This is a genomic window from Sphingobacterium multivorum (assembly GCF_039511225.1).
Taxonomy (GTDB): domain Bacteria; phylum Bacteroidota; class Bacteroidia; order Sphingobacteriales; family Sphingobacteriaceae; genus Sphingobacterium.
This window is the reverse complement of the sequence record NZ_CP154261.1, coordinates 4,661,756-4,688,275: the sequence shown is the minus strand read 5'-3', so window position 1 is coordinate 4,688,275 and position 26,520 is coordinate 4,661,756. Positions and strand designations below refer to the sequence as shown.

General features: G+C 42.6%; 18 protein-coding genes. 12 read left to right on the top strand and 6 right to left on the bottom strand.

Features of this window, described 5'->3' with window-relative positions; translation table 11 throughout:
• The first annotated feature begins 84 nt into the window (after positions 1-84).
• A complete protein-coding gene (gene glmM / locus AAH582_RS19430; RefSeq protein WP_046672155.1) occupies positions 85-1,467 on the top strand; it encodes a phosphoglucosamine mutase in 1,383 nt (460 codons plus the stop codon).
• Positions 1,468-1,555: 88 nt separating this feature from the next.
• The gene (locus tag AAH582_RS19425; protein WP_343319798.1) at positions 1,556-3,631 is read left to right on the top strand and encodes a Na+/H+ antiporter; all 2,076 of its coding nucleotides are present in this window, start codon (positions 1,556-1,558) and stop codon (positions 3,629-3,631) included.
• 100 nt (positions 3,632-3,731) lie between these two features.
• Here AAH582_RS19425 and AAH582_RS19420 read toward each other — a convergent pair whose 3' ends face one another.
• The 4 genes from AAH582_RS19420 to AAH582_RS19405 form a co-directional block, all read right to left on the bottom strand.
• Positions 3,732-4,754: a WD40/YVTN/BNR-like repeat-containing protein gene (locus AAH582_RS19420; protein ID WP_343319796.1), complete on the bottom strand. Its 1,023-nt coding sequence runs from the start codon at positions 4,752-4,754 to the stop codon at positions 3,732-3,734.
• Positions 4,755-4,767: 13 nt separating this feature from the next.
• The gene (locus AAH582_RS19415; RefSeq protein ID WP_070563707.1) at positions 4,768-5,241 is read right to left on the bottom strand and encodes a hypothetical protein; all 474 of its coding nucleotides are present in this window, start codon (positions 5,239-5,241) and stop codon (positions 4,768-4,770) included.
• A gap of 1 nt (position 5,242) precedes the next feature.
• Positions 5,243-5,731 (bottom strand): hypothetical protein, encoded by a 489-nt coding sequence (locus tag AAH582_RS19410; RefSeq protein ID WP_343319792.1) that lies wholly within the window; start codon positions 5,729-5,731, stop codon positions 5,243-5,245.
• 96 nt (positions 5,732-5,827) lie between these two features.
• Positions 5,828-6,850, bottom strand: a complete 1,023-nt coding sequence (locus tag AAH582_RS19405; protein WP_343319790.1) for a LacI family DNA-binding transcriptional regulator — start codon at positions 6,848-6,850, stop codon at positions 5,828-5,830.
• A 123-nt stretch (positions 6,851-6,973) separates the two neighbouring features.
• Here AAH582_RS19405 and AAH582_RS19400 point away from each other — a divergent pair, with 123 nt between their 5' ends.
• The 8 genes from AAH582_RS19400 to dctA all read left to right on the top strand — a co-directional run bounded on the left by AAH582_RS19400 (position 6,974) and on the right by dctA (position 19,671).
• Entirely contained in the window at positions 6,974-8,458 is a 1,485-nt protein-coding gene (locus AAH582_RS19400; RefSeq protein ID WP_046672159.1) for a xylulokinase, read from the top strand.
• Between the two features lies 1 nt (position 8,459).
• Positions 8,460-9,788, top strand: coding sequence for a xylose isomerase (xylA, locus tag AAH582_RS19395; RefSeq protein ID WP_343319788.1), 1,329 nt, complete (start codon positions 8,460-8,462; stop codon positions 9,786-9,788).
• Positions 9,789-9,839: 51 nt separating this feature from the next.
• Positions 9,840-11,516 carry a sodium/sugar symporter gene (locus AAH582_RS19390; RefSeq protein ID WP_046672161.1) on the top strand — a complete coding sequence of 559 codons (1,677 nt, stop codon included), beginning with the start codon at positions 9,840-9,842 and terminating at the stop codon, positions 11,514-11,516.
• Positions 11,517-11,637: 121 nt separating this feature from the next.
• Positions 11,638-13,593: a gamma-glutamyltransferase family protein gene (locus tag AAH582_RS19385; RefSeq protein WP_343319785.1), complete on the top strand. Its 1,956-nt coding sequence runs from the start codon at positions 11,638-11,640 to the stop codon at positions 13,591-13,593.
• An 87-nt stretch (positions 13,594-13,680) separates the two neighbouring features.
• Positions 13,681-14,283 (top strand): 2'-5' RNA ligase family protein, encoded by a 603-nt coding sequence (locus tag AAH582_RS19380; protein ID WP_046672163.1) that lies wholly within the window; start codon positions 13,681-13,683, stop codon positions 14,281-14,283.
• An 84-nt stretch (positions 14,284-14,367) separates the two neighbouring features.
• Positions 14,368-16,245, top strand: a complete 1,878-nt coding sequence (locus AAH582_RS19375; protein WP_343319784.1) for an Nramp family divalent metal transporter — start codon at positions 14,368-14,370, stop codon at positions 16,243-16,245.
• A gap of 120 nt (positions 16,246-16,365) precedes the next feature.
• Positions 16,366-18,276: an amidophosphoribosyltransferase gene (locus tag AAH582_RS19370; protein ID WP_343319782.1), complete on the top strand. Its 1,911-nt coding sequence runs from the start codon at positions 16,366-16,368 to the stop codon at positions 18,274-18,276.
• 132 nt (positions 18,277-18,408) lie between these two features.
• Positions 18,409-19,671: a C4-dicarboxylate transporter DctA gene (gene dctA, locus AAH582_RS19365; RefSeq protein WP_046672166.1), complete on the top strand. Its 1,263-nt coding sequence runs from the start codon at positions 18,409-18,411 to the stop codon at positions 19,669-19,671.
• A gap of 206 nt (positions 19,672-19,877) precedes the next feature.
• Here dctA and lon read toward each other — a convergent pair whose 3' ends face one another.
• Entirely contained in the window at positions 19,878-22,355 is a 2,478-nt protein-coding gene (gene lon, locus AAH582_RS19360; protein ID WP_343319780.1) for an endopeptidase La, read from the bottom strand.
• Between the two features lie 343 nt (positions 22,356-22,698).
• Here lon and AAH582_RS19355 point away from each other — a divergent pair, with 343 nt between their 5' ends.
• Positions 22,699-23,364 carry a tetratricopeptide repeat protein gene (locus AAH582_RS19355; RefSeq protein ID WP_343319778.1) on the top strand — a complete coding sequence of 222 codons (666 nt, stop codon included), beginning with the start codon at positions 22,699-22,701 and terminating at the stop codon, positions 23,362-23,364.
• A gap of 190 nt (positions 23,365-23,554) precedes the next feature.
• The gene (locus AAH582_RS19350; RefSeq protein ID WP_046672169.1) at positions 23,555-24,109 is read left to right on the top strand and encodes a ferritin; all 555 of its coding nucleotides are present in this window, start codon (positions 23,555-23,557) and stop codon (positions 24,107-24,109) included.
• Between the two features lie 92 nt (positions 24,110-24,201).
• On the opposite strand, the gene AAH582_RS19345 is transcribed toward AAH582_RS19350, so the two are convergent.
• Positions 24,202-26,496: a TonB-dependent receptor gene (locus AAH582_RS19345; protein WP_343319775.1), complete on the bottom strand. Its 2,295-nt coding sequence runs from the start codon at positions 26,494-26,496 to the stop codon at positions 24,202-24,204.
• Positions 26,497-26,520: the final 24 nt, after the last annotated feature.

Sequence of the window (26,520 nt, the reverse complement as noted above, 5' to 3'; positions counted from 1 at the left end):
ACGTTAAATATTCATTAATTATAATTTTAATTCGATATTTTATTGCCATTGTGCTAAATTTACACGTTAATCAATTCAAAAGAAATGACTTTAATTAAATCAATATCAGGAATACGAGGTACGATCGGGGGGCGTGCTGGAGAGGCGCTTACCCCAATAGATATCGTTAAGTTTACAGCTGCTTATGGCAAAATAATTGTTAAGCAGAGTGGTATCAAAAAAATTGTTGTTGGAAGAGATGCGCGTGTTTCTGGTGAGATGGTAAGTAATTTGGTGATTGGAACCCTGCAAAGCATCGGTGTTGATGTGATTGACCTGGGTCTTTCAACAACGCCAACGGTAGAGATTGCCGTACCGATGGAAAAAGCAGCGGGTGGTATTATTTTGACTGCTTCACACAACCCAGGGCAATGGAATGCACTAAAGTTATTGAATGCAAAGGGCGAATTCATTTCAGATGCCGAAGGGCAAGAGGTGTTGGCACTTGGTGAATCTTTAGACTTTGATTTTTCCGAAGTGGAAGAACTGGGACAAGTTCATAAAGATTATTCTTACTTACAGAAACATGTAGACGCTGTGTTGGCGTTGGAATATGTGGATAAAGAAGCCATCAAAGCGGCTAATTTTAAAGTTGCTTTGGATGCCGTTAACAGTACTGGTGGTACATTTATACCAGCGTTGTTGGATGCGCTTGGCGTGCAGACAATCTATAAAATCCATTGTGAGCCGAATGGTCAATTTCCGCATAATCCAGAACCATTGAAAGAGAATTTGACGGATCTATCGGCTGCGGTTATTGAACACAAAGCTGATTTAGGGATTGCCGTAGATCCGGATGTAGATCGATTGGTCTTTATGATGGAGGATGGCGAGCTATTTGGTGAAGAATATACCCTAGTTGCCGTAGCGGACTATTTATTGCAGCATAAAAAAGGAAATACCGTTTCCAATTTATCTTCTACACGCGCACTACGTGATGTGACTAAAGCACATGGTGGCGAGTACTATGCGGCGGCTGTGGGCGAAGTCAACGTGGTTACAAAGATGAAAGAAGTCGATGCTGTCATCGGCGGAGAAGGAAATGGTGGTGTTATTTATCCAGCATCTCACTATGGTCGTGATGCGCTGGTGGGCGTAGCCATCTTCTTGACACATTTGGCTAAGCTTGGTAAAAAAGCCTCCGTATACCGTGCTTCTTTACCGCAATACTTTATGTCAAAAAACAAGATCACGCTGACTCCGGAATTGGACATTGACAACCTATTGGCCAAAATGGAGGAAAAATATAAGCATGAAGACCATTCGACAATCGATGGCTTGAAAATAGACTTTGAAAATGAATGGGTGCATTTGCGTAAATCGAATACCGAACCGATTATTCGGATTTACTCGGAGGGACCTACGCCTGAAGCTGCTGAGCAGATCGCGCAGCGGATTATCAGCGAAATTGAAGAAATAATTAAATAAAAACAAAAAGCTGCATACGCAGCTTTTTGTTTTAAGACTGATCGCAGCGAAAGCGTATTGTCTGAGCGATTACGAAGTTTTATAATGTATGATTAGAAAGATCATTTTAGGTACGTATTGTTTTCTTAGTTTAATCTTATTTGTTTTTCCGACAAATGCCCAGCAGCCTATGGACGAAATCAATGAGCTGTTAGATCGTTGGCACAAAACCTCGGGCGAGGTAAAGTATGGCCCGTTTTTGAATGTTATTGCTTCAGATGGCGTTATTTTGGGTACTGATCATGATGAAAGGTGGGATAAAGCACATGCCGAGAAGTTCACCGATCAATATTTCAATCCAAAAAATGCCTGGACCTACACCTATGATAAGCGGCATATCAGCTTTAATGCAGATAGTACGACAGCGTGGTTTGATGAATCTTTTAAGATCAATACCAAGTCTTTTCGTGGCGTGGGGGTATTAAGTAAGCTGGACAATGAATGGAAGCTTCGTCAATATAGCATGTCCATGTCGGCTCCCTATGCGGATGTAAAAGCGGCCGTAGGCGGAAAGGCAGGTCAGAAAATTCACAGTAATCTCTTATTGGTTATGGTGCTGTTTTTCTTTATGGCCATGTTATTTGTGCTGAGTCAACGCTTAAAAATCTCTTACCCCATTCTGCTGGTTATTGGCGGACTGGTGATTTCGCTGATTCCGGGCGCGCCGGTTATTAGTGTTGATCCCGATATCGTATTTATGGTGTTTTTGCCACCTTTGCTTTTCGAAGCAGCCTGGTATACCAATTGGGGGAATTTTCTAAAGTGGCGACGGTCTATTTTCATCATGGGCTTTGGTTTAGTCTTTTTCACATCATTGGCCATTGCCTACTTTTCGGTCAGTATTATTCCTGGGTTTACCTTAGCGCTGGGCTTTTTACTGGGTGGGATTATCTCTCCCCCAGATGCCGTGGCCGCGAGTTCTGTCCTGAAGGGGGTAAGTATTCCTAAACGGGGAATTGCAATATTGGAAGGAGAAAGCCTGGTCAATGATGCGGCCTCATTGACTGTCTTTAGATTTGCATCCATCGCGATTCTTACTGGTCAGTTCGTAATGAGCAATGCGACGACACAGTTTCTGATGTTATCGGTCATGGGCGTTGTCGTTGGTTTGGTCATCGGTCACATCCTCTATATCTTCTTACGTTATGTCGCGAAATCGTCCAGTATTTCAACACCCATTACCCTCATCGCGCCTTATTTAATGTATATTGTTGCAGAGCATTTTGAGTGGTCGGGGGTTTTGGCGGTGGTTAGTGGCGGATTGTTTCTTTCCTTCCGGGCAGGCGATTACCTCAACTACCATACACGCATCCAGACGAAGGAGGTTTGGGCGACAGTTGGCTTTCTATTAAATGGATTTGTCTTTATTTTAATTGGACTTGAACTTCCGGTGATCATCAATGGATTGGGCGAATACTCCATGGAGGAAGCTATTGATTATGCCTTGGCGATCTGTGTAATTGTTATTGTTTTGCGCTTAATCGCCGTTTATCTTTCGGCTTTTGTTCCCAGAATATTATTCAAACGGGTTCGCATCAAGGAAAAGAGTCCGGGGTGGAAACTGCCCCTGGTCGTTGGCTGGGCCGGGATGAGAGGCGTGGTTTCTTTGGCGTCAGCATTAGCGATTCCATTGACTTTATACGATGGAACGGCCTTCCCGCACCGAAATCTGATTTTGTTCATTACGTTTGTGGTTATTTTGGTAACACTCGTTTTTCAGGGGCTTACATTGCCTTTGTTGATTAAATTGATAAAAATTGAGGAAGTCGACGAGCAAGCTTCAATGGAAGAGCAAATTGATGAGATCCGTGTACGGCTTGGCAAAGAATCTATTGCATATCTGGATAAACATTATGCAAAAGAAATGCTGGAACATGAGACCATCGCTCGCGTCAAAGAGCAGATTATCCGGAGCGTAAATGCATCCGAACGAGCGAAAGAAGAGAATACGCGGGCACAGCTTTCGGCAGTTAGAGGCTTGTATAATAAAATTATGCTGGAACTTTTGGCGCTACGTCGTGACGGTCTGTACAAGATCAAAGAAAGTAAGGCTTATGACAGCGATGTCATTAAAGAGATCGAGTATTCGCTGGACTTGGAAGAATCGCGATTGTCGCGTAAGTAGTTATTTATAGGTGCGTAAATCTCGGTTTTGGACGACAAAACCCAGCGGCACAGTGCTGCAAAAAATAGTGTGTAGTGTTGCAGGAAATAGGGAATTTAGCTTATAATGCTAAATTCCCTATTTTTCCTTTATCGCCCACTAAAAATATCGCGCGACCTTTTTTTGCCTTTTGGACGGCATTGAAACTTTCCTTTCCGATAGGCGTCCAGTTTTTTCCGCCGTCATTCGATAGGTCTGTGCCCGAAGTGCCCGTGCAGATCAGCTGTTTTTTGGAAAGATAAATAATGGCCGACTTAAAGCCAGCGGGTGCTCTCTGTGGTGCAAACCATGTTTTGCCGCCATCGTTGGTTAGCAGGCTATTTTTGTCTTTGTTTTTATCCGCTTTGTAATCGCCACCGACGACAATACCCGTTTTTGATGTGTTAAATGCGACAGAAAAAGGGCCGGTACTATTGGTGCCCTGAATGATGGGGCAGCTGTAACGTTGCCATGTGTTACCCTGATCCTTGCTGCTGTAGATATTGGAAACTGTCCCACCTGTGGCAATCCAATATGTTCCGGTGTTATCGCAATATATTGATGTTCCACTGGCTGCAAAACCGGCCTCGCCATCGGTAATGGTAAAGTGCATATTCGCGGATATATCTTTCCAGGACCTTCCGAAATCGGTGCTTTTCAATAGCGGCATTTTTCCCTGAATGGCGTCGCCAAAGGCAATGCCGACCCCTTTTGATGTAAAAGCAAAACCGTCATAAAATATTTCGGGCCGCTTGTCATTGAATACTTCTTTCCAGCTTCGACCACCATCCTGTGTGCTTAAGATAATGGCAGGGGAACCGGCCGATATAATTAAGGCTTCATGCTCATCAAATGCTTCGATATCCCTAAAATCTGTTTTTTCGTAGCCAATTGGATTGACCCACTGCCAGTTTTTTCCAGCATCGGTGCTGAGCCCAACTGTTCCATTGCTTCCGCTTACCCATAGAGTTGTATCATCAACTACACTTAAACCTCTGTAGCTGCTATTTCGTTCTTGATTTACGATGTTAATTTTTGCTTGTTGAGCACTCAAATGGCTCAGGAGAAAGGTTTGGATAATAAGGGCAAGAAATAAAGGTTTCATGTGGTTATGCTTTTTATTTAAACAAATCTACTCGTCTTTTTGAAACTTTCCCCTGTTTTTTTAAGATTGTTTTGCGGAGCTGGAGAAATCCAACGGTCATTTTCCGTGGTGATTTAAAATAAGGGATACTCAATACGACCAACAGTGCGATGCAGGCCGAAGTTCCAAGTGCTCCACCGTAGCCGGTGAAAAATTTACTTGTATTAAGCAGAATCGTTGTAAAGATAATGCCGGCAAGGGCTAAACCAAAATAAGTTGATAACTGACTTTTTGATACCATACCTATAAATGATGCACCGATAAAAATCGGCGGAATATATTGTGCAAGATAGGGCGAAACACTTTGTGGGAAGAAATGAAGAAAACCTGCGACAAATAATGTCAGCAATGCTGATGAACGCACTGCTCCTTGGTGAAATTTGGTATTGACATAGTAGGTCGCTGTGCTCCCTATAACTCCAACGAGGTATAAAATGAATGTTTCCATATTACTTAAAAATGTATAACAGGAGGTAAGTCAGTGAAACACCCAGGAAGGCCAATGTTCCTAGTTTACCGCCGACACCATTTAATAAACTTTTCGATACGATCAGAAAGATCGCTGTAAAAATACTGGCTGCTAAAATGAAAGAGAACCCATGCGCCACCTGCGCATTGGACATCCCTACAAATGCGCCGCAATAAATTGCTGCCGGAAGGTGGGGTAGATAGCTTGAATTTTTGTTGATGTTGGGAATAAACGAGGCGATGGTGCCTGTCAGCGCAGCGCCCAATACAGGACCCAAACCGAAGATCTCATTGAAATAGTAGGATGCAATCGCTCCTATAGGTACCCAAATAGCAATTTTAATCGATTCATATTCATGCCTGTGATGATGAATGGGCGACTTGAGGTAACTGTATAAGATCAGTAAGGACAGTAGGCCGATAAAAGCCAATACAATATAAGAATGTGTGTTTTCTACAAAGATGGCCACTAAAAAAAGGGCCTGAATGACAAATAATAAACAGATGCTTATTATCCTAAATTTCTGCCGGGCTTGCATTTAAATAAATTTAGGCAAAGGTACTGATTATTTGTCTATTCTATTGGTAGATTTTCTTTTTATCAATATAGGGTCAAGAACAATCTGTTCGATTGCTTCGTATGGACTTTTTTGTTTGACCATTTTCAGAAAGAGCTTGGCACATTCTTCGCCCATTTTGTTGGCCTGCTGGTCGATACTTGACAGTGTGGGGGTGATAAAGGAAGAAAAGGTCTGGTTTGCAAAACCGATCACACCAGTTGTTGGAATAGCAATATTTGCAGTTTTTAATGCTTGTATTATCCCGACAGCTGTAAAGTCATCGCCACCAATAAAGGCGTCCGGTTGGATTGCAGATTTCAGAATCTGTTCGGTACCTTTTATGCCGGCTTCAATGGATAAGTCGCCGCGAATGATAAAGTCTTCCTGCAGGGGAATCTTCGCGTCTTTTAGGGCGGCTTCGAAACCATGGAAGCGATCCTGAAAAATCGCTATTTCTTTATCCGTTGTGATAAAGGCAATATTTTTGTAGCCCTGTTCAAGTAAATGCTGTGTTGCGAGGTAGCCTGCTTTAAAATCATCAAGTTTGACCACGGGAGCAGGAATATTTTTATGCGTACGGTCAAAAATAACCAGACATTTGCGCTGATTGATCACTTCCTGAAAATGCTGGGTTTCCTGCGTTTCCAGCGACAACGAAGCAATAATGCCATCCACCTGGGCTTCCAGTAAAGTCTTCACGCCATTAACTTCATCCTCAAAAGATTCATTCGATTGATAAAGCAATAGACTATAATTGTGTTTTTTTAACTCTTTTTCAATACTATGTACCGCCTCTGCAAAAAAATGAATTTGCATGGTCGGTACGATGACTCCAATTGTATTGGACTTGCCCGAGGAAAGGGAGGAAGCTAGCTTATTGACACTATAATTTAATTCCTTTGCTTTGTCAAGCACAAGCTTGCGTGTCGCCTCGCTGATCGTAGGCACATTGTTCAATGCGCGCGATACCGTAGAGACTGTCACTCCAAGCGCACGGGCAATATCGTAAATTGTCGTTTTTTTATTCACGCTCCAAAGTAAATAATTTTATTTAATATTTTGATAATTCAGAAACATATCCTACTTTTATGCAACCGGTTGCAATGTTTGTTTCCGCCTTTGTTTTAAAATAACCAGTTTCAATTAATTACCATGTATTTATTAGGTATAGACGTAGGTACTTCTTCCGTAAAGGTTTCGATTGTTGAGGCATCATCGCAACGCAAGGTTTGCTCGGTGCAATATCCGGACGTAGAAGCTCCCATTATAACGGTGGAGCCCAATTGGGCTGAACAAAACCCGCTCGATTGGTGGGACTACTTTAAACAGGCTTTATTGAAGGCAAATGCGTTAGGGTTATACGATCCCAAAGCGATTTCCGCCATTGGTATTGCCTATCAGATGCACGGCTTAGTTATCGTCGATAAAGATCAGAACGTGTTGCGAAATGCAATTATCTGGTGCGATAGCAGGGCTGTAGAAATAGGGAATGCTGCTTTCGATGAAATCGGAAGATCTTTTAATCTGAGCCATCACTTGAATTCTCCGGGGAATTTTACGGCGTCTAAGCTGGCTTGGGTGAAGGCTAATGAACCGGCGATCTATGAAAAAATAGATAAGATCATGCTGCCGGGCGATTTTATCGCCATGAAACTCTCGGGACAGGTAACAACTTCCATATCAGCCTTGTCTGAGGGAATATTTTGGGATTTCAAAAACAATAAGCTGTCGGATACCATCATGGATTATTATGGCTTTGAGGATCATCTTATTCCTGAGATCTTACCGGTGTTTTCGACGCATGGACAGATTAAAACAGCTGTTGCCGAGGAGCTTGGCCTCTCCGGCACGGTGACTATCAATTATAAAGCTGGTGATCAGCCCAACAATGCACTTTCCCTCAATGTCCTTCAACCTGGCGAAGTTGCCGCGACCGCGGGTACTTCAGGGGTTATCTATGGGGTGAGCGACCAGTTGATTGCAGACCGTGAATCGCGCGTCAATACATTTGCACACGTCAATTATCGCGAGGATGATATCCGTACAGGGGTTTTGCTCTGTATCAATGGGACCGGTATTATGAATAGTTGGGGCAGAAGGTTACTGGGGCGTGATTTATCCTATGAACAGATTAATGCGCTGGCCGGAGCATCACCTATTGGTAGCAAAGGATTGCAGGTTGTCCCATTCGGCAATGGCGCCGAACGCATGCTCAATAACCAAACAGTGGGGGCATCAATTACAGCGATAGATTTGAACAGACATGAGACAAGCGATATTTTACGCGCTATACAGGAAGGGATTGCCTATGCCTTCCGCTATGGCCTGGATATCATGCGTGAAAACAATTTGTATCCAAATATGATTCGTGCGGGGTATGCAAATTTATTCTTGAGCTCCGTTTTTAGGGAGTCATTTGTGGGGGCAACAAACGTTCCTGTGGAGATCTTCAATCACGACGGGAGTATTGGAGCCGCTCTTGGAGCCGGTATAGGGAGTGGCTATTATGCAGACTTTACAGAAGCATTTCGTTCGTTGAAGCCTGTGTATACTGTCGAACCGCAATTTGTAGCGCAATATGAGGAGCATTATCAGCAATGGAAGGAAGTATTAAACAAACAAATAAATAAAAAATAAGATGAATATTATCAAAGGGAAAAAGGAATTTTTCAAAGGCATTGGTCAAATTCAATTCGAAGGAAAAGACAGTACAAATCCATTGGCTTTCCGTTATTACAATCCAAAACAGCTTGTTGCTGGCAAGACCATGGAAGAGTATTTTAAGTTCGCCTGTTCGTATTGGCATTCGTTCAATGGTAACGGTTCGGATCCATTTGGCGGACCCACACATCAATTTCCGTGGGATGAAAGCAGTGATGTGATCACTAGGGCAAAAGATAAAATGGATGCAGCATTCGAATTTATCAGTAAAATAAACATTCCCTATTACTGCTTCCATGATGTCGATTTGGTTGACTATTCGGATAATGTTGTTGAAAATGAAAAACGCCTTTCCACGATTGTTGATTATGCGAAGGAAAAACAACAGGAAAGCGGAATAAAATTGCTTTGGGGTACAGCCAATCTTTTTAGCCATAAACGCTATATGAATGGTGCCGCAACGAATCCGGATTTTCATGTCCTTGCACACGGTGGTGCTCAGGTAAAGGCAGCATTGGACGCAACGATCGCACTCGGTGGTGAAAACTATGTGTTCTGGGGTGGAAGAGAAGGGTATATGAGCCTTTTAAACACCAACATGAAGCGTGAGCAGGAACATCTTGCACAGTTTTTACATATGGCGAAGGATTATGCCCGTAAAAATGGTTTTAAAGGAACTTTCTTTATTGAGCCTAAACCATGTGAGCCTACAAAACATCAATATGACTATGACGCGGCTACCGTGCTGGGCTTTCTACGTCAGTACAATCTTTTGGATGACTTTAAATTAAATTTAGAGGTAAATCATGCTACTTTGGCCGGACATACTTTTCAACACGAGTTACAGGTCGCTGTAGATGCAGGTAAATTGGGTTCGATTGATGCCAACCGCGGTGATTATCAAAATGGATGGGATACGGATCAATTTCCGAATGATATCAATGAATTGACCGAAGCCATGTTGATTATTTTAGAAGGTGGTGGATTCCAAGGTGGAGGTGTGAATTTTGATGCCAAAATCCGTCGGAATTCGACAGATCCCGAAGATTTGTTTTATGCACATATCGGTGGTATGGATATTTTTGCACGCGCACTTCTTACCGCAGCGCATATTCTCGAAGATTCGGATTATAAAAAAATACGGGCGGATCGCTATGCTTCTTTTGATAAAGGCCATGGCGCATCATTCGAAGAGCGGACCTTAACGTTGGAGAACTTAAGGGATTTAGCGGTAGAATTGGGAGAGCCCAAAACGATTAGTGGTAAGCAGGAGTATTTAGAAAATTTGGTCAATAGATATATATAGTTCTAAAAATATTTCTATATTAGGCGATCAAATTAAACCAATTACCAATACATGAATAATTATTTAAGCACAAAAGATTACATCGTTTTCCTGATATACTTTGTTATTGTGGCAGGTTACGGATTATGGGTGTATTATCGCAAAAAATCTGAATCTGTAGGTTCGAAAGACTATTTCTTGGCTGAGGGGTCTCTAACTTGGTGGGCTATTGGAGCCTCACTTATTGCATCCAATATTTCGGCCGAGCAATTTATCGGAATGAGCGGTTCCGGATTTAAGATGGGATTGGCCATTGCGACTTACGAGTGGATGGCTGCTATCACACTGATTGTGGTTGCGGTATTTTTTATCCCGGTATATTTAAAGAACAAGATCTTTACGATGCCACAGTTTCTCCATAAACGGTATAATGGAACTGTAGCGATGATCATGGCCGTTTTCTGGTTATTGTTGTATGTTGTCGTTAATTTGACATCCATCCTCTATTTGGGAGCCATTGCGGTCAGCAGCATTTCCGGTATCAGTCTGGAAGCCTGTATGTATGCCATTGCGATTTTTGCGGTGATCATTACATTGGGGGGGATGAAAGTAATCGGCTATACAGATATTATTCAGGTTTTCTTTCTGGTATTGGGTGGTTTGGCGACCACTTACCTGGCCTTGAACCTCGTTTCAGAGCACTATGGTGGCTCAGGAGTATTGGAAGGCTATCATTTGATGACCGAAAAAGCTTCCGACCACTTCCATATGATTCTGGATCGTAAAAACGAGAACTATCTCGATTTACCTGGGCTAACCGTATTGATCGGGGGGATGTGGATCGTTAATTTGAACTACTGGGGATGTAATCAATACATCACGCAACGCGCACTTGGAGCAGATTTGAAAACCGCGAGAAACGGTATCTTGTTTGCAGCATTTCTGAAGTTATTAATGCCTATTATTGTGGTGTTGCCAGGTATTGCAGCTTATGTCATGTGGAAAGATGGCCTGTTCCAGAATGAAATGATGCAACATGGAGAGGTAAATCCGGATCATGCTTACCCAGTTTTATTGAATTTATTGCCAGCTGGTTTGAAGGGACTGTCGTTTGCAGCCTTGACAGCGGCGGTGGTTGCTTCTTTGGCAGGTAAAGCAAACAGTATCGCAACAATCTTCTCCTTGGATATTTATAAAAAAGTATTTAATACAGAAGCATCGGACAAGAAATTGGTCAACATCGGCAAGCTAACTGTTGTGGTAGCCATGATTTTGGGCGTGCTGATTGCGCCACATTTGGGTATTGATAAAAAAGGTGGATTCCAATATATTCAGGAATATACAGGTTTTGTATCTCCAGGTATTTTTGCGATGTTCATTTTAGGATTCTTCTGGAAAAAAGCAACTTCAAATGCCGCTTTGTTTGCGACAATTGGAGGTTTTATTTTCTCCATCATCTTCAAAAAATTGCCGGATTGGGTCGATCTGTCATTCTTGTCATCGACAGGTTTCTCTGTTCCGAATCCAACAACAGGAGTGTACGAAATTCCATTTTTGGATAGAATGGGGTTTGTTTTCGTGATTTGTGTCATCGGTATGATTCTCATCAGTATTATCGACAATAAGCGTGGTGTCGTGCCAGCTGGATTGGAAGTTGATACCACGATGTTTAAACCACACCGGGCGTTTTTGGTTATCGCATTGATCGTAGCGCTATTGGTTACAGCCTTATATTCTATTTATTGGTAAACCAAGAGCAAATAAGATTTGAAAAACTCCTATCAATCTCGGTTGATAGGAGTTTTTTGTTTGTTTTAAAAATACCTATCTTGGTTTTACTAAAACCATTGCTTAACGAAAGATTGCTGCTATGAAAAGAAGAAGTACCCTGCTACTGACGACGCTATTTGGATTACTTACTACCGGTATGCCGATGCTGAGTTCCGCTCAGCGTACACAGAAACCACCTTTGCATGGAAAACATTGGATGGCTATTACGGGCAAACCCTTGGCGGCAACAGCGGGTGCCCAACTATTCCAACAAGGCGGAAATGCGGTGGACGCTGCCTGTGCCATGCTCGCAGCAACCTGTACGATGTGGGATGTTTTGAGTTGGGGCGGAGAGACGCAGGCCTTAATTTATCATCCGAAATTAAAGAAGGTTATTGCCATAAATGCCTTAGGGGTAGCACCCAGTGGAGCGACAGTCGATTTTTTTAGGTCAAAGGGCTATGAATTTCCACCTGAATATGGCCCCCTTGCTGCGGTTACTCCGGGTACGCCCGGCGGATTGTGCTATATGTTGGCTCATTATGGAACGAAAAGTCTTGCAGAGGTATTGGCTCCTGCTCTTGAAATGGCTGCGGGTTATCCCATTGATGCACAAACAGCAACAAGTATAGAGCGGGGTAAAGACCGCATTAAAGAATGGCCCTACAGTAAAAAGGTGTTTTTAGTACATGAGGGTAAATCCTGGGAAGCTCCCGAGGCGGGAGAGGTTTTTGTACAGCAGGATCTGCATAAGACCCTGTCCAAATTGGTAGAAGCCGAAAAGAAGGCCCTAGCAGCGGGAAAAGACAGGAAGACCGCAATCATGGCTGCCTACGACCGGTTTTATACCGGCGATATTGCAGATGAATTTGTCCGCGGCAGTAAGGAGCAAGGTGGCTTAATCACGAAAGCAGACTTGGCCAATTGGAAACCTATTGAGGAGGAACCATTGCACGTCAATTATAAGGGCGTTGACGTGTATAAATTACAAGAATGGACACAGGGTCCAGCCATGCTACAGAGTCTGCAGATGCTGAAAAACTTTGATCTAAAGACCATGGGATATAATTCCGCTTCTTATATTCATACACTCTATCAGGTTATGAACTTAGCCTTTGCCGATCGGGATTTTTATTACGGTGATCCCTACGGTAAACCGAAGACACCTATTCAAGGCCTATTACATGAGTCTTATGCTAAGGCGAGAGCTGCAACAATTGACCTTAAGCGAAATAACCCGAATGTACTTCCCGGAGATCCTTATCCCTATGAAGGAAAGCAGAATCCTTATCTTCCGTTACTTGAGCAGCGCAAGAAGGAGTTTACACCACATGCGGAGCTGAAAAACGATTTTGTTCCCAAACATGACGCGCGCTCAGGTTCGTCCCTAACGGAATTGCCAAAAACAGCTCTTTTGGCCTCTTTAGCGTTGGATAGTGCTTATGTTGACCGTTTATTGCGGGGAACCACAAGTGTTGAAGCGGCGGATGATGAAGGTTGGGTTGTTTCGATCACGCCGAGTGGAGGTTGGCTTCCTGCCTGTATTGCCGGGAATACCGGGGTGGGCATGAGTCAGCGCCTACAAAGTTTTGTCTTAGATTCGTTGATTAACCCGTTCAATGTGGTCGAGCCGGGCAAAAGACCGCGTGTAACGCTCACCCCTTCGATGGCTTTGAAAAACGGAAAACCTTACCTTTCTTTTGCCGTGCAGGGCGGAGATACTCAGGATCAGAATTTGCTGCAATTTTTCTTGAATATGGTCGAGTTTGGTATGACGCCACAACAAGCCAGCGAGGCGGCCAATATCAACAGTAATCAGCTTTGGCTATCGCTGGGAGGAACAAAGACCGATGATCGAAAACCGCGCTCAGGTAGCCTGCTATTGGACAAAAATACCGCTCCAGCAATTATTGAACAATTGAAGAAAATGGGGTATAGCATTCAGCTCGGCGATCGTACCAGTGGACCTATCAATGCGATTTATTTCGATCAGCAGCACCGTACACTTTGGGGCGGCAGTAGCAATAATGGGGAGGATTATGGCATCGGGTGGTAGAGTGTCATTAGCGTGCTGCTAGGCATTGGTTTTGTTATCTCCGTGGTATTTGTTATCTTACCTACTGATCTGAAACTGATTTTTGTTATGGAGGGCAGTGTTAATAAATATTCGTTTGTTTTTCAACCTGATGAAGCGGGTATTATTTTGGTAGACGGGTTGAAGCGGCGATTACGTGCATCGCTAGCCGAAGTATTCCCTGACAAAAACAAGGGCTGGTACCGGAGTTGTAATTCGAAGGCCCATGTGACCATATGCGCTTTAGAAGCGGACGAGCATAGGCTCGCCTCGGCCATTAATGTTTTGCAGGAGGCCTTGCGCTACGAACGCAGTCAGTATGTTTATTTTGATCATTTCTCCTCATTTACGGGTGGTGCCTTCTATATTGCACCGACGGTGCATGCGCGCAGTTACCTAAAGGACCGGGCGAGGAAGGTTGTTCAGACGCTAGCCGGGTTTGACTTGATTGAAATTAGTGACGAACCGCATATTTCGATTGGTCGGCAGTTGGAACCTGAGCGACTTGAGATCGCAAAAGAACGATTGCGGTCGGTCGATCTGAGCTTTATGTGTAAGGGGGTTCATGTACGGCAGTTTAAACCCGACCTAGGGCAGTACGAGGTCATCGATTTTATCCAATTTGGCAACCAATCAAAGGAAAATTCTGGCCAGTTGGTATTTAAATTCTAATTATATCGCGGTTTAATTGCCTAATAATGTAAAGCTTTTTATCTTTAAGGCTGACAATAGACGATATTGCACTTATAGTATTTTATGCATTACGACGAATCTCATCATAAATCCCTGTCTGATATCCATGAAAGTGTCGATGTCAATCAAGGGAAATCCAAATTTAAGAAGATACTAAGTTTCTTTGGGCCAGCCTACCTCATTAGCGTAGGATATATGGATCCGGGCAACTGGGCTACCGATCTCGCTGGAGGAAGCCAATTTGGCTATACCTTGATTTGGGTATTGTTGATGAGTAATATCATGGCGCTGGTGTTACAGAATTTATGTGCCCGTCTAGGTATTGTACGGGGGAAAGACCTTGCGCAGTGTAACAGAGAGACTTATCCCAAGCGGATGAATTTTGTGCTCTATGTCCTTGCTGAAATTGCAATTGCAGCCTGTGATCTGGCGGAGGTTTTGGGAATGGCAATCGGTCTTAACCTACTTTTTGGAATCGATTTGCTTTGGGGAGTCATGATCAGTTTTGCAGACACCTTCTTACTGCTCTATCTGCAGAAACTCGGGATGCGAAAAATGGAACTCTTTATCATTGGGCTGATCGCGCTTATTGGTATGTGTTTCATGGTAGAAATGTTTTTGGCGAAACCTGATTTTGCAGAGGTTGCCACTGGTTTTATACCGAGTATACCGAATAGCGCTGCATTATATATTGCCATAGGAATCATCGGTGCAACCGTCATGCCGCATAACCTGTATCTGCATTCGGCCCTGGTGCAAACGCGGAAAATTGACCGGAATGAGGTTTCTATCCGAAAATCGCTCAAGTACAACTTCTGGGATAGTGCCATCGCCTTAAACCTGGCATTTTTGGTGAACGCCGCGATTTTGATTCTTGCGGCATCTGTTTTTCATAAGAACGGCATGCATGACGTGGCCGAACTTGAAGATGCTTACCACCTATTGGGCAACCTTCTAGGGACGGAATGGGCTTCAAAATTGTTTGCTGTTGCCTTGATTCTTGCCGGACAGAGCTCAACGGTGACGGGAACCTTAGCCGGCCAGATTGTGATGGAGGGATACCTTCGCTTGCGGATTAGTCCGACCTTGCGGAGGATTATAACGCGGCTTTTGGCTATTATCCCGGCTGTATTGGTGATACTCATTTCGGGTGAAGGCCGTGTCGGACAGCTACTGATCTTTAGTCAGGTGATCTTGAGTATGCAGCTGGCTTTTGCTGTCATTCCATTGATCCACTTTGTAAGTGATAAAGTCAAGATGGGTGACTTTGCTATTAAGCCACTCACAAAAGTAGTGGCCTGGTTGATAGCGACCATTATTGCAGTGTTGAATCTTAAGCTGGTCTACGATGAAGTTGTTGGCTGGATTGGCGAAGCCAATAATATTGTAGTAACCGTATTGTTGGTTGTGGGAGCGATGGGCTTATTCGCCTTGCTTGTCATGACGGTATTATATCCCATTTTACTCAAATCGAAACCAACGGAGTTGGAGGTTCACCCACCATTTGAGGCATTGCATTTTGAAGATAAAGGCTCTTTTAAGAAAGTTGTGATTGCGTTGGATTTTTCGAATTCTGATCAGAAAGTGATCCAATATGCACTACAGCTTTCACATAAGGATACTACTTTTGTGGTTGTACATATTGTTGAAAGTGCATCGGTAAAATATACCGGAGATTCGACGGACGATTTTGAATCGCGTCAGGATTTGGAACGCCTGAAATTGTATGCAGACTTCCTCTTGTCGAAAGGTCATCAGACAGAATATGAATTAGGATACAATAACCGGATCAAGTGCATTGCTGAAATTTGTGAAAAATATAAAGCCGATCTCTTGGTTGTGGGAAGTCATGGACATAGTGGTGTGAAGGATTTTGTTTTTGGTGAGACGGTCAACAAGCTAAGGCATGCGGTGAAAGTACCTGTTTTTATCGCTCAATAGGTTCTCAGTGACTATCTCAAAGAGTCTCTGTCTATTCACTGTAATTTTATTGCGGAAAAAGTGAGCGGGGCGATCGCTAAGTGCTAAATAATTCTTATTTTTGCGACATCAAATCAAGATATGAGCGACGCTATTAAACACGAGTGCGGAATCGCACTAATTCGCCTGTTAAAACCCTTATCTTATTATCAGGAAAAATATGGTACGCCATTTTATGGCATCAACAAATTGTACCTATTAATGGAAAAACAGCACAACCGTGGACAAGACGGTGCTGGAATTGCAACCATTAAATTTGATGTTAAACCTGGAAATCGTTACATTTCGCGTTACAGAGCAATGGGCTCAACTGCTGTGGCAGACATATTCGAATATGTACAGAAAAAATTTGCTTCTGTTCAGAAGGCATTTCCAGAGGAGTCAAAAGATACGCAATGGTTAAAAGATAATGTAAGTTTTACGGGAGAAGTACTTTTAGGACATTTGCGCTATGGTACGCATGGAAAGAACAGTATCGAAAGCTGTCACCCATTTTTAAGACAAAACAATTGGATGTCTCGTAATTTGGTGGTAGCGGGTAACTTCAACATGACCAATGTGGACGAATTGTTGCAACAATTATATGAGTTGGGACAACATCCAAAAGAAAAAGCGGATACCGTTACCGTTTTGGAAAAAATTGGCCATTTCTTGGATGATGAGAACCAGGATCTTTTCGATCAGTTCAAAAAAGAAGGTCATTCTAATATTGAGATCAGCTCGCTGATTGCAAAAAATATTGATGTTGCCAAAATATTGAAGCGTTCGGCCAAAACTTGGGATGGTGGTTACACTATTGCGGGTATCTTTGGTCATGGTGATGCTTTTGTGATGCGCGACCCGGCAGGTATTCGTCCGGCGTTTTATTATCAGGATGAGGAGATCTTGGTGGTCGCATCAGAAAGACCTGTCATCCAAACGGCATTCAATATTCCTATTGGTGCTGTGAAGGAAATTAAACCAGGCCATGCCCTGATTGCCAAAAAAGATGGTACTGTATCCCAAGAGATGTTTAGACAGCCCGTAGAACAACGTTCTTGTTCTTTCGAACGAATTTACTTCTCACGTGGGTCGGATGCTGATATCTATCAAGAACGTAAAGAATTAGGACGATTACTGGTACCTCAGGTATTGGAGTCTGTCAAAAATAACATCAAAAACACCGTATTCTCCTTTATTCCAAATACAGCTGAAGTATCTTACTATGGCCTAATGGATGGTATCAATGCGTACGTTCGGGATTTTCAAAAAGAGACGCTATTAAATCGTTCAGAAAAGATTTCTGATGAGGAGTTAGATGAAATCTTGAGTATCAAACCTCGTTTTGAAAAACTCAATGTAAAGGATGCTAAACTGCGTACCTTCATTACACAAGATGCGGACCGTACCGATATGGTACAACACGTATACGATACAACTTACGGTATTGTAAAAGATCATGAAGATACCATCGTTGCCATTGATGATTCGATCGTTAGGGGAACAACGTTGAAACAAAGTATCTTGACGATCCTGGATCGTTTGAATCCGAAAAAAATTGTGATTGTTTCTTCTGCTCCGCAGATTCGTTACCCAGATTGTTACGGTATTGATATGTCACGTATGGGTGAGTTTGTCGCATTCGAAGCCGCAATTAATCTCCTCAAACAACGTGGTATGGCACATATTATTGATGAAGTTTATCAAAAATGTGTGTTGTCAATGACCCAAGATGTTAATGAGATCGAGAATTATGTTAAAGCGATCTACGCACCGTTTACGGATGAAGAGATCTCAGAAGAAATTGCTCGTATTGTAAGACCTCACCACCTAAAAGCAGAGCTTGAAGTAGTTTACCAAACATTGGATAATTTACACAAAGCTTGTCCGGATCATAAAGGTGATTGGTACTTCTCGGGTGATTATCCTACACCTGGAGGAAACAAGGTCGTCAACAAAGCGTATATGAACTGGATTGAGGGAAAAAATGTGAGAGCATATTTTAGTAATTAAGTTCAAAAAATATCATAGGAAGGGATGCATTTATGCATCCCTTTTTTTTATATTCGTAGGAATAATTTTGACGTCCTAAATTGAACAGCCAATTAAACGCAAAGGGAATTACTGTCCGTAAATATCGCTATCATGAAAAATATTTTTAAAAGCCTCTATTTTCAGGTTGTGTTGGGTATACTTGTGGGGATCCTCTGCGGAATCTATTATCCGGATTTTGCGGTTAAGTTAAAACCCTTGGGTGACGCTTTTATTAAACTGATCAAGATGGTTATTGCACCTTTGATTTTCAGTTCCATCGTGATCGGTATAGCTGGGATGCAGGATACGAAAAAAGTGGGAAAAATTGGTTTAACTTCTATTATCTATTTCGAGATTATGACCACGATCGCCTTGATTATCGGTCTGGTCTTTGTAAATTTAATACAGCCAGGTACCGGGATGAATGCCGATCCGGCCAGTCTTGATGTATCTTCGGTATCCCATTACATCTCAGAATCCAAGGAACCACATAGTTTTATGGACTTTATCATAGGGATTATTCCGGGCAATGTGATTGCCGCAGTAGCTTCGGACAATATGTTGCAGGTACTCGTTTTCGCGGTGTTGTTTGGGATAGGGATGACAAAAATCGGGCAGAAAGCTTCTGAGCCTGTCCTCCATGTATTACAGTCGTTTCTCAAGGTTCTTTTCTCTATTATCAAAATGATCATGTACCTGGCGCCCATCGGAGCAATGGGGGCAATGGGTTTTACGATCGGTAAGTTCGGGATCCAGGCCCTATCCAAATTGGGTATGCTGATGTTGAGTTTCTACCTAACCTGTTTTATTTTCGTGATCATCGTGATCGGAGCTGTATTGCATTTTTATCTCAAGGTCAATGTTTTTAAGTTTTTAAAATACATCAAGGAAGAAATTCTGATTGTATTGGGGACTTCCTCTTCAGAGTCTGCATTGCCGGGTATCATGCAGAAGATGGAAGATGCGGGCTGTGCCAAACCTGTTGTGGGTCTAGTTATTCCAACGGGGTATTCTTTCAATCTGGATGGAACAAGTATCTATCTGACCATGGCAGCGGTTTTTATATCGCAGGCCCTCAACATGCATCTCAGTTTGGAACAGGAAATTACCTTATTACTGGTGTTGCTATTGACGTCCAAAGGTGCCGCGGGTGTCACAGGAAGCGGTTTTGTTACCCTTGCCGCTACCTTGCCTGTGGTTGGTCATGTACCGGTGGAATCTGTCGCATTGATCTTTGGTGTGGATCGTTTTATGAGTGAAGCAAGGGCGATAACCAATTTGATCGGAAATTCAGCGGCAACGCTGGTCATTTCAAAATATGAAAATAGTTTGGACGAGGATCTTTTGCATGAAAAGCTGGGATCTAAACGATGATATCCACACTTAAAGGCGAATGATAAGAGAAGCTTACTTCAACTCAAAGAAGGTGTCCGGAAAGTCAGCTCAGACCGTTTAAGAATAGCTGATCAGATGAGGGGGTGCGTACCATCTGTAAGGGGAATCCCTATAAATTGTATAATAAAGGGGCTATCCCGAAAAAATGGATAGCCCCTTGTTGTTCAACACCTTTGGAGTATCTGTTAACTCTCTTTTTTTGTGTCTTCGATATTTTGCGTGAGGTCAATGGCGCCACTTACTTTTTCTTCCAGTAATGCGAGTTTGATGACCTGAGACATTTCAGTCACATAATGGAAGTCCATGTCTTTGATGTAATCTTCCTTGATCTCCAGGATATCTTTCTCGTTCGACTTACAAAGGATAATATCTTTAATGTTCGCGCGTTTTGCAGCAAGAATTTTCTCCTTAATACCGCCAACAGGCAATACCTTTCCACGCAACGTAATTTCACCTGTCATGGCTAGTTTCTCCTTCACTTTACGTTGGGTAAACAGCGATGTCAGTGCGGTGAGCATCGTTATACCAGCGGAAGGACCGTCTTTTGGAATGGCGCCTGCAGGAACGTGAATATGGATATCCCAATGGTCGAAAACACGATAGTTAATGCCGAAATCCGAAGCGTGGGCTTTCAGGTAGGCTAGTGCAATCGACGCAGATTCTTTCATGACATCACCCAAATTACCGGTCAGGCTCAAACGTCCTTTTCCTGGGCTCAGTGAAGATTCTATAAATAAGATATCACCACCTACGGAAGTCCAGGCCAAGCCCGTTACGACACCGGCAACATTGTTATTTTCGTAGATGTCCTTATCAAATATTGGAGCACCTAGGATATCGAGTAGATCTTGTTCGTTGATACTCGGACTGTAGTCCTTTTCCATGACGATACGTGTTGCAATACCACGTACGACGGAACCGATCTTTTTTTCTAATCCGCGGACGCCAGATTCACGTGTGTAATCCTCTATAATCTGTTCGATAATCTTCGCTTTTAACGAGACATCTTTGGATGCCATGCCATGCATTTCGCGTTGTTTTGGCAAAAGGTGTTTTTTCGCGATTTCGATTTTTTCCTCGATGGTATAGCCATTCACTTCGATAATTTCCATCCGATCCAAGAGCGCAGGTTGAATAGAACTCAAAGAATTGGCTGTCGCAATAAACATCACTTTGGAAAGGTCGAACTCCATTTCCACGTAATGATCATAGAAGTGCGTATTTTGTTCCGGATCTAACACCTCCAATAAGGCTGAAGAAGGATCTCCTTTAAAATCTGCACTCATTTTATCGATTTCGTCCAGAATAAAAACCGGATTTGCTGCCCCCGCTTTTTTCAAGGACTGAATGATACGGCCCGGCATTGCGCCGATATAGGTTTTGCGGTGTCCTCTGATTTCTGCTTCATCGCGTACACCACCCAAAGCCATACGGGTATATTTGCGTCCTAAAGCTTTGGCAATGGATCTTCCCAAGGAGGTTTTACCCACTCCCGGAGGGCCTACCAAACAAAGAATAGGTGCTTTCATATCATTTTTTAATTTCAATACCGCAAGGTATTCAATGATACGTTTTTTTACTTTCTCTAGTCCGTAGTGATCTTTATCGAGCACTTTTTGTGCTTTGTTTAGATCAAAATTGTCTTTTGTTGTTTCATTCCAAGGTAGATCTAGCAAAAGCTCCAGGTAATTGAGCTGTACCGAATAATCTGCAGCAGCAGGATTGATCCGCGATAGCTTTTCGAGTTCCTTTGTGAAATGTTTTTCTACATCAACATTCCATTTCTTTTTCTTACCCCGTTTTTTAAGCTCTTCCAGTTCAAGATCAGGGGTATTGCCACCAAGTTCTTCCTGAATAGTTTTAAGCTGTTGGTTCAGGAAATAGTCACGTTGTTGCTTGTCAAGGTCGACACGTACTTTATTCTGAATCTGGTGCTTTAATTCCAGCATCTGGATTTCAGTGGTCAACAGCTCCAGTAAAAGTTTGGCCCGGTTCTCCACTTTGGGTATCTGAAGCAGTTCTTGTTTTCTGATCATTTCGACATTGATATTTGACGAAATGAAGTTGATCAGAAACGAGGGGCTTTCAATATTTTTGATGGCTATACCAGCTTCACTCGGCAAGTTTGGCGACAGTTGAATAATCTGCAGCGCCATTTCTTTTAAGGTAGAAATTGTCGCCTTAAAGTGCTTGCTCATCTTCGGTTTCGCTTCGTTGAATTTCTCCACACGCGCCTTTAGATAAGGTTCGGTTTCGACAATTTCCAACAAGTTGAACCGCTGTTTTCCTTGGATAATGACGGTGGTATTACCATCAGGCATTTGGAGTACCTTAATGATATGAGCTACAGTGCCCACTTTATTTAGTTCTTCAAATCCTGGGTCCTCTACAGTCATATCCTTCTGAGAAACAACACCAATAGTTTTGCTGCCTTTATAGGCTTCTTTGACTAATTTGATGGATTTATCTCGACCTACGGTAATCGGAATGACAACACCGGGAAATAATACGGTATTACGTAAAGGCAAAATAGACAATGCTTCTGGAATTTCAGCATTCGCCATATTATCTTCATCCTCTTGTGTAAGTAAAGGGAAGAATTCGGTATCCTCTGCAACGATTGGAATTGCTTGACTGAAATCAAAAGTTTCGAATTTGCTCATAGTATTTATTTTGTGTATTTGGCAGTCGCTGACATGTTGACGGCTGACTTTCAAATTTTAAGCTTCTAGTATTGTTTCCCCTGTATTGCAAGCGGAGTGCCAATTGCTAAAAGTGAGCAAAATTACAAATCTATTTTCTAGAATAGGAAAAAAAGGCAGGTTAAATAAAATTTATCTGCCATTTGTTGGAGAAATAGGCATAATAATTGTAATATTGGAATGTGAAAGGGCACCGATGGCAGTTCTTGCGTTTAAAGAAATCAATCGGCGGTTTTTTTCAATAATGTAGAAACGATCACAAGTGATCATTAACGAGTGAATATAAAAACGTAACTATTTAGATATGAATTTAAAATCATTTAAATTGGGTTTGTTTACTGGGGTTTTTGCCTTAGTTGCTTTTAGCGCGAATGCACAACAACAACAACAACAAAAACAGGCTGAGCATAGCAACGCTAATGTGAGAATGGGGCAGAAAGCTCTTTTGGATGGTGATTTCAAGAATGCAGAATCATACTTGACAAAGGCCCTACCTCAGGAAGGGAAAGATCCGGATGTATTATACATGTTGGGGTATTCTCAATTTCAGAATGGTGACTATAAAAAATCAGCGGAGACTTTTGGGAAAGTAGTTGCATTGAACGGTAAAAATGCAAATGCTTTATACTTCAAAGCGAAAGCAACAAATAATCTTGCTACTCAATCCACCAATAAAACATCTGTTGCCAACAAAGAGCAGTTGTTAAAAGTTGCTATTGAGGATTATTCAAAAGCAATTGCCATTACGCCGACTGATTCGAAATTTTATCAAAATAGAGCAATCGCCAATCGCGACTTAGGTATCTTGATCGGAACAGCGGGTACGCCGAATTACAATAAGGCAATGGCAACTGACGCTTATAACAATGCAATCAAGGATTATGAAAAAGTGTTGAGCTTTGATGCATCGAAGAAAGATATTCAAACTGAAATCAAAAAAGCAAAAGTATATAGAGATAACTTGAAATAGTATCACTATAAAAAGAATAGAAAAGGGAATGCCAGCTGGTTTTCCCTTTTTTTTGTGCCTGTTAGAAATCTGTATGTTAGCAATGAGCTGCTTTTCATTTTTAAGGCGGTAATTTCAGCAGTCTTTGTTTGTAAATTTCAAACGAAATATGTGCTGATGCTGTTCTATTTCTAAATCAAATAAGTTAGATATGGAAACGAATCGATTGTCAAACGAAATGCAGCAAATTTTAATCAATCAGATGACAAAGGAAGCTGAGGCAGCACAGATTTATTTGGCGTTGGGGGTGTGGGCAGATGATCAGGGGTATGGTGGTATCGCCAATTTTCTGTATAGACATGCCCAGGAAGAGCGAAACCACATGACGAAGATTATGGGGTATATTTTGGAAAGAGGTGGCCGCCCGAGAATACAAGCTATCGCAGAGCCGCCAGCAGACCCGCAATCATTGACCGAATGCTTTAATCGCGTTTTTAAACACGAAGTAGATAATACGGAAGCGATCTATAACATTGTCAATTTGGCGTTGGCGGAAAAGGACTGGGCGACATGGAACTTTGCGCAGTGGTTTGTTAAGGAGCAGATCGAGGAAGAGAAGTTAGCATTGGAATTGATTGATAAATTGAAAATCGCCGGTGGTGACCGCGCATCAGATGAATCCTTGTTCGCGTTGGATTCCTCGTTGGAAGCGATGCCCGACGAAGTGGCTTTGGCAAGGGAAGCAACGGCAGATGATCCCAAATAATTGTAAAATAGAAGAAGGCAGGATCGTAGATCCTGCCTTCTTCTATTTTACTGTGTACTAATCTTAATCGACTCGTTTGTGCTAAGCTAAATTTACTTTATGCGCAATGGCATATACACACCGAAAGTGATATTTCTACCCATATTATAGACACCAAAGCTCGTGTCTTCTTGTGAAAGACGTCCTGGGCGCAATCGGCTCAGTGCATCGTAATAACGTTTGTTGGTCAAGTTTGACGCTGCTGCAAATACTTTGAGCTGTTGCGATCCGAGATGTAATGTTGTACCGATCCCTGCGTTCAATAAGGAATACGAGTTTGCTGGGGTTTCGAAGGTTTCATCAATGCGGTTCTGTTTGAGATAATTGTCCAGACCCACAGAAACGTAGAAAGCATTCAAGCCGCTAATCTTAGGCTCAAGCCGCAAGGTATTGTGTACAACACCAGCTGGAATCAATGCAAGCGGTCTGTTAAATGTATTGTTCTGTGCATGGGTATAGCTAAATGTATTATCCAGGTGTATCCAGTTCAACAAGTGAAAATTTAGGCTTCCTTCGACACCGTAAAGATTGGCGTTGACCTGGCCATAGCGGTATACGTCGTAGGTATGCGAATCGCCATCTTCACCCACCACAGTTTTGGTATCGCCTTTTGTTGTTGAGGCATAGATAAAGTTGTGGATATAATTTTCATAGATTCCGATACTTCCTGTGACGATGCTATGTCCAAACTCCAGCGTTGCATCCGCTTGGTAGCTTCGTTCAGGTTTCAGGTTTTCATTTCCCACTTCATAGCGGTAAGTCCCTTCGTGTACCCCGTTGGAGCCGAGTTCAGCGGGATTAGGGGCTCTGAAAGCCGAACCCGCATTTGCTTTGAAATTGAGGTCTTCGCTGAAAATATGGGTATAACCAAGCGCTCCGCTCACATTGCTGAAACTATTTTTAAAACCGGCGAACTGCTCTTCGTCTTCAATAAAGAGCTGTTTGCCTTTGTTGTTGACGTAGTCATAGCGTAATCCGACGTTAAAGGTATTTTCGCCCCAGGTTTTCTTTGCATAGCCAAAAGCGCCCAATTCCAACTGATCATAGGCTGGAATTAAGAATTCAACACCTTTATTTAAACTATGCTCCTGGCTAGCACTGATGCCAAATACATGTTGCCAGCCATTTTTTTCACTTAACGAATATTTTGCGTCAAGTGAATACGTATTCAGGTCAAAGAATAAGGAAGGCGTTGCTTCTTCGAGTTCCCGACGTTGATTTTTTTGATAGCCCAGATCAAGTTTTAAACTACCGGAACCGATGACAAAGTTATTGTTAAGAGCCAGTTTGTAATGACGGATGTCCTGCTTGGGGAAGTCCAAGGTACGGCTTTTTGAGTTGATGTAAAGCGGATCACCAGGTTCGGCATCGTAAAAGCCGATATTATTTTTCAGGTATGAGAAATTCAGGTGAGAGTAGCCCCATTGTTTGTTTAGCCCGAGCATACCACTGAAATTACTGTTGTTAAAACCACTATTTCCATATCGGCCTGCTGGCGTATTATACGAATAGGCATTTTGATAAGAACCACGGCCCCGCCATACAAAGCCATTTTCATTACCGGTAAGCATAACCGAACTATTGGTTAATCCGTTGTTGGTGGAGTAGCTGCTCAGTACTTCACCTTTAATTTGCCCTGCAGTAGGAACATTTGGTTCAAGCACATTGATTACACCGCCGATAGCATCAGAGCCGTACATTAAAGAGGCTGCACCACGTAAGACCTCCACGCGATCCGGTTGATTTTGATCGATCTCGATACCATGTTCATCACCCCATTGCTGTCCCATCTGTTTAACACCATCACTCACGGTGACGACTCGATTATAACCGAGTCCCCGTATAACAGGTTTTGAAATACCTTGTCCTGTTGTGATCTGGCTTAGCCCGGGAACTTGTCGGGCTAATGCATCAATCAGGTTCGTTGCATTTCCCTGCAGTTCATCTTTGGAAATGACAGCTACTGAAGTACTATTGCGACGGCTCTGTGAGGTAACCAATGTGCCCGTAACGACGACTTCATTGGTTTCAATAATACTTTCTGTTAGAGCGAAATCAAGGGAAAGATTTTCCGAAGTAAGATCAACGGCCTTGACAACGGACTGATAGCCCAAGAAACGGACTTCAACCAAATAGCGTCCACTTGAAGGAAGTGATTTGAAGCTGTAGTGACCTTGCTGGTCTGATGCGGTGCTCGAACGAAGCTGCTGCAGCGCTATTGTAGCGCCAGCAATAGGAAGATTCGTTTTTGCATCCGTTACTTTACCGCTGATTGTTGCGGCGAGAGCGGGAAATATGGAGAAATAAGTGGCAAGCATAAAAATGCAGCCTATAATTTTAAGTTTCATTTGTACGAATAATTTTTACGTATA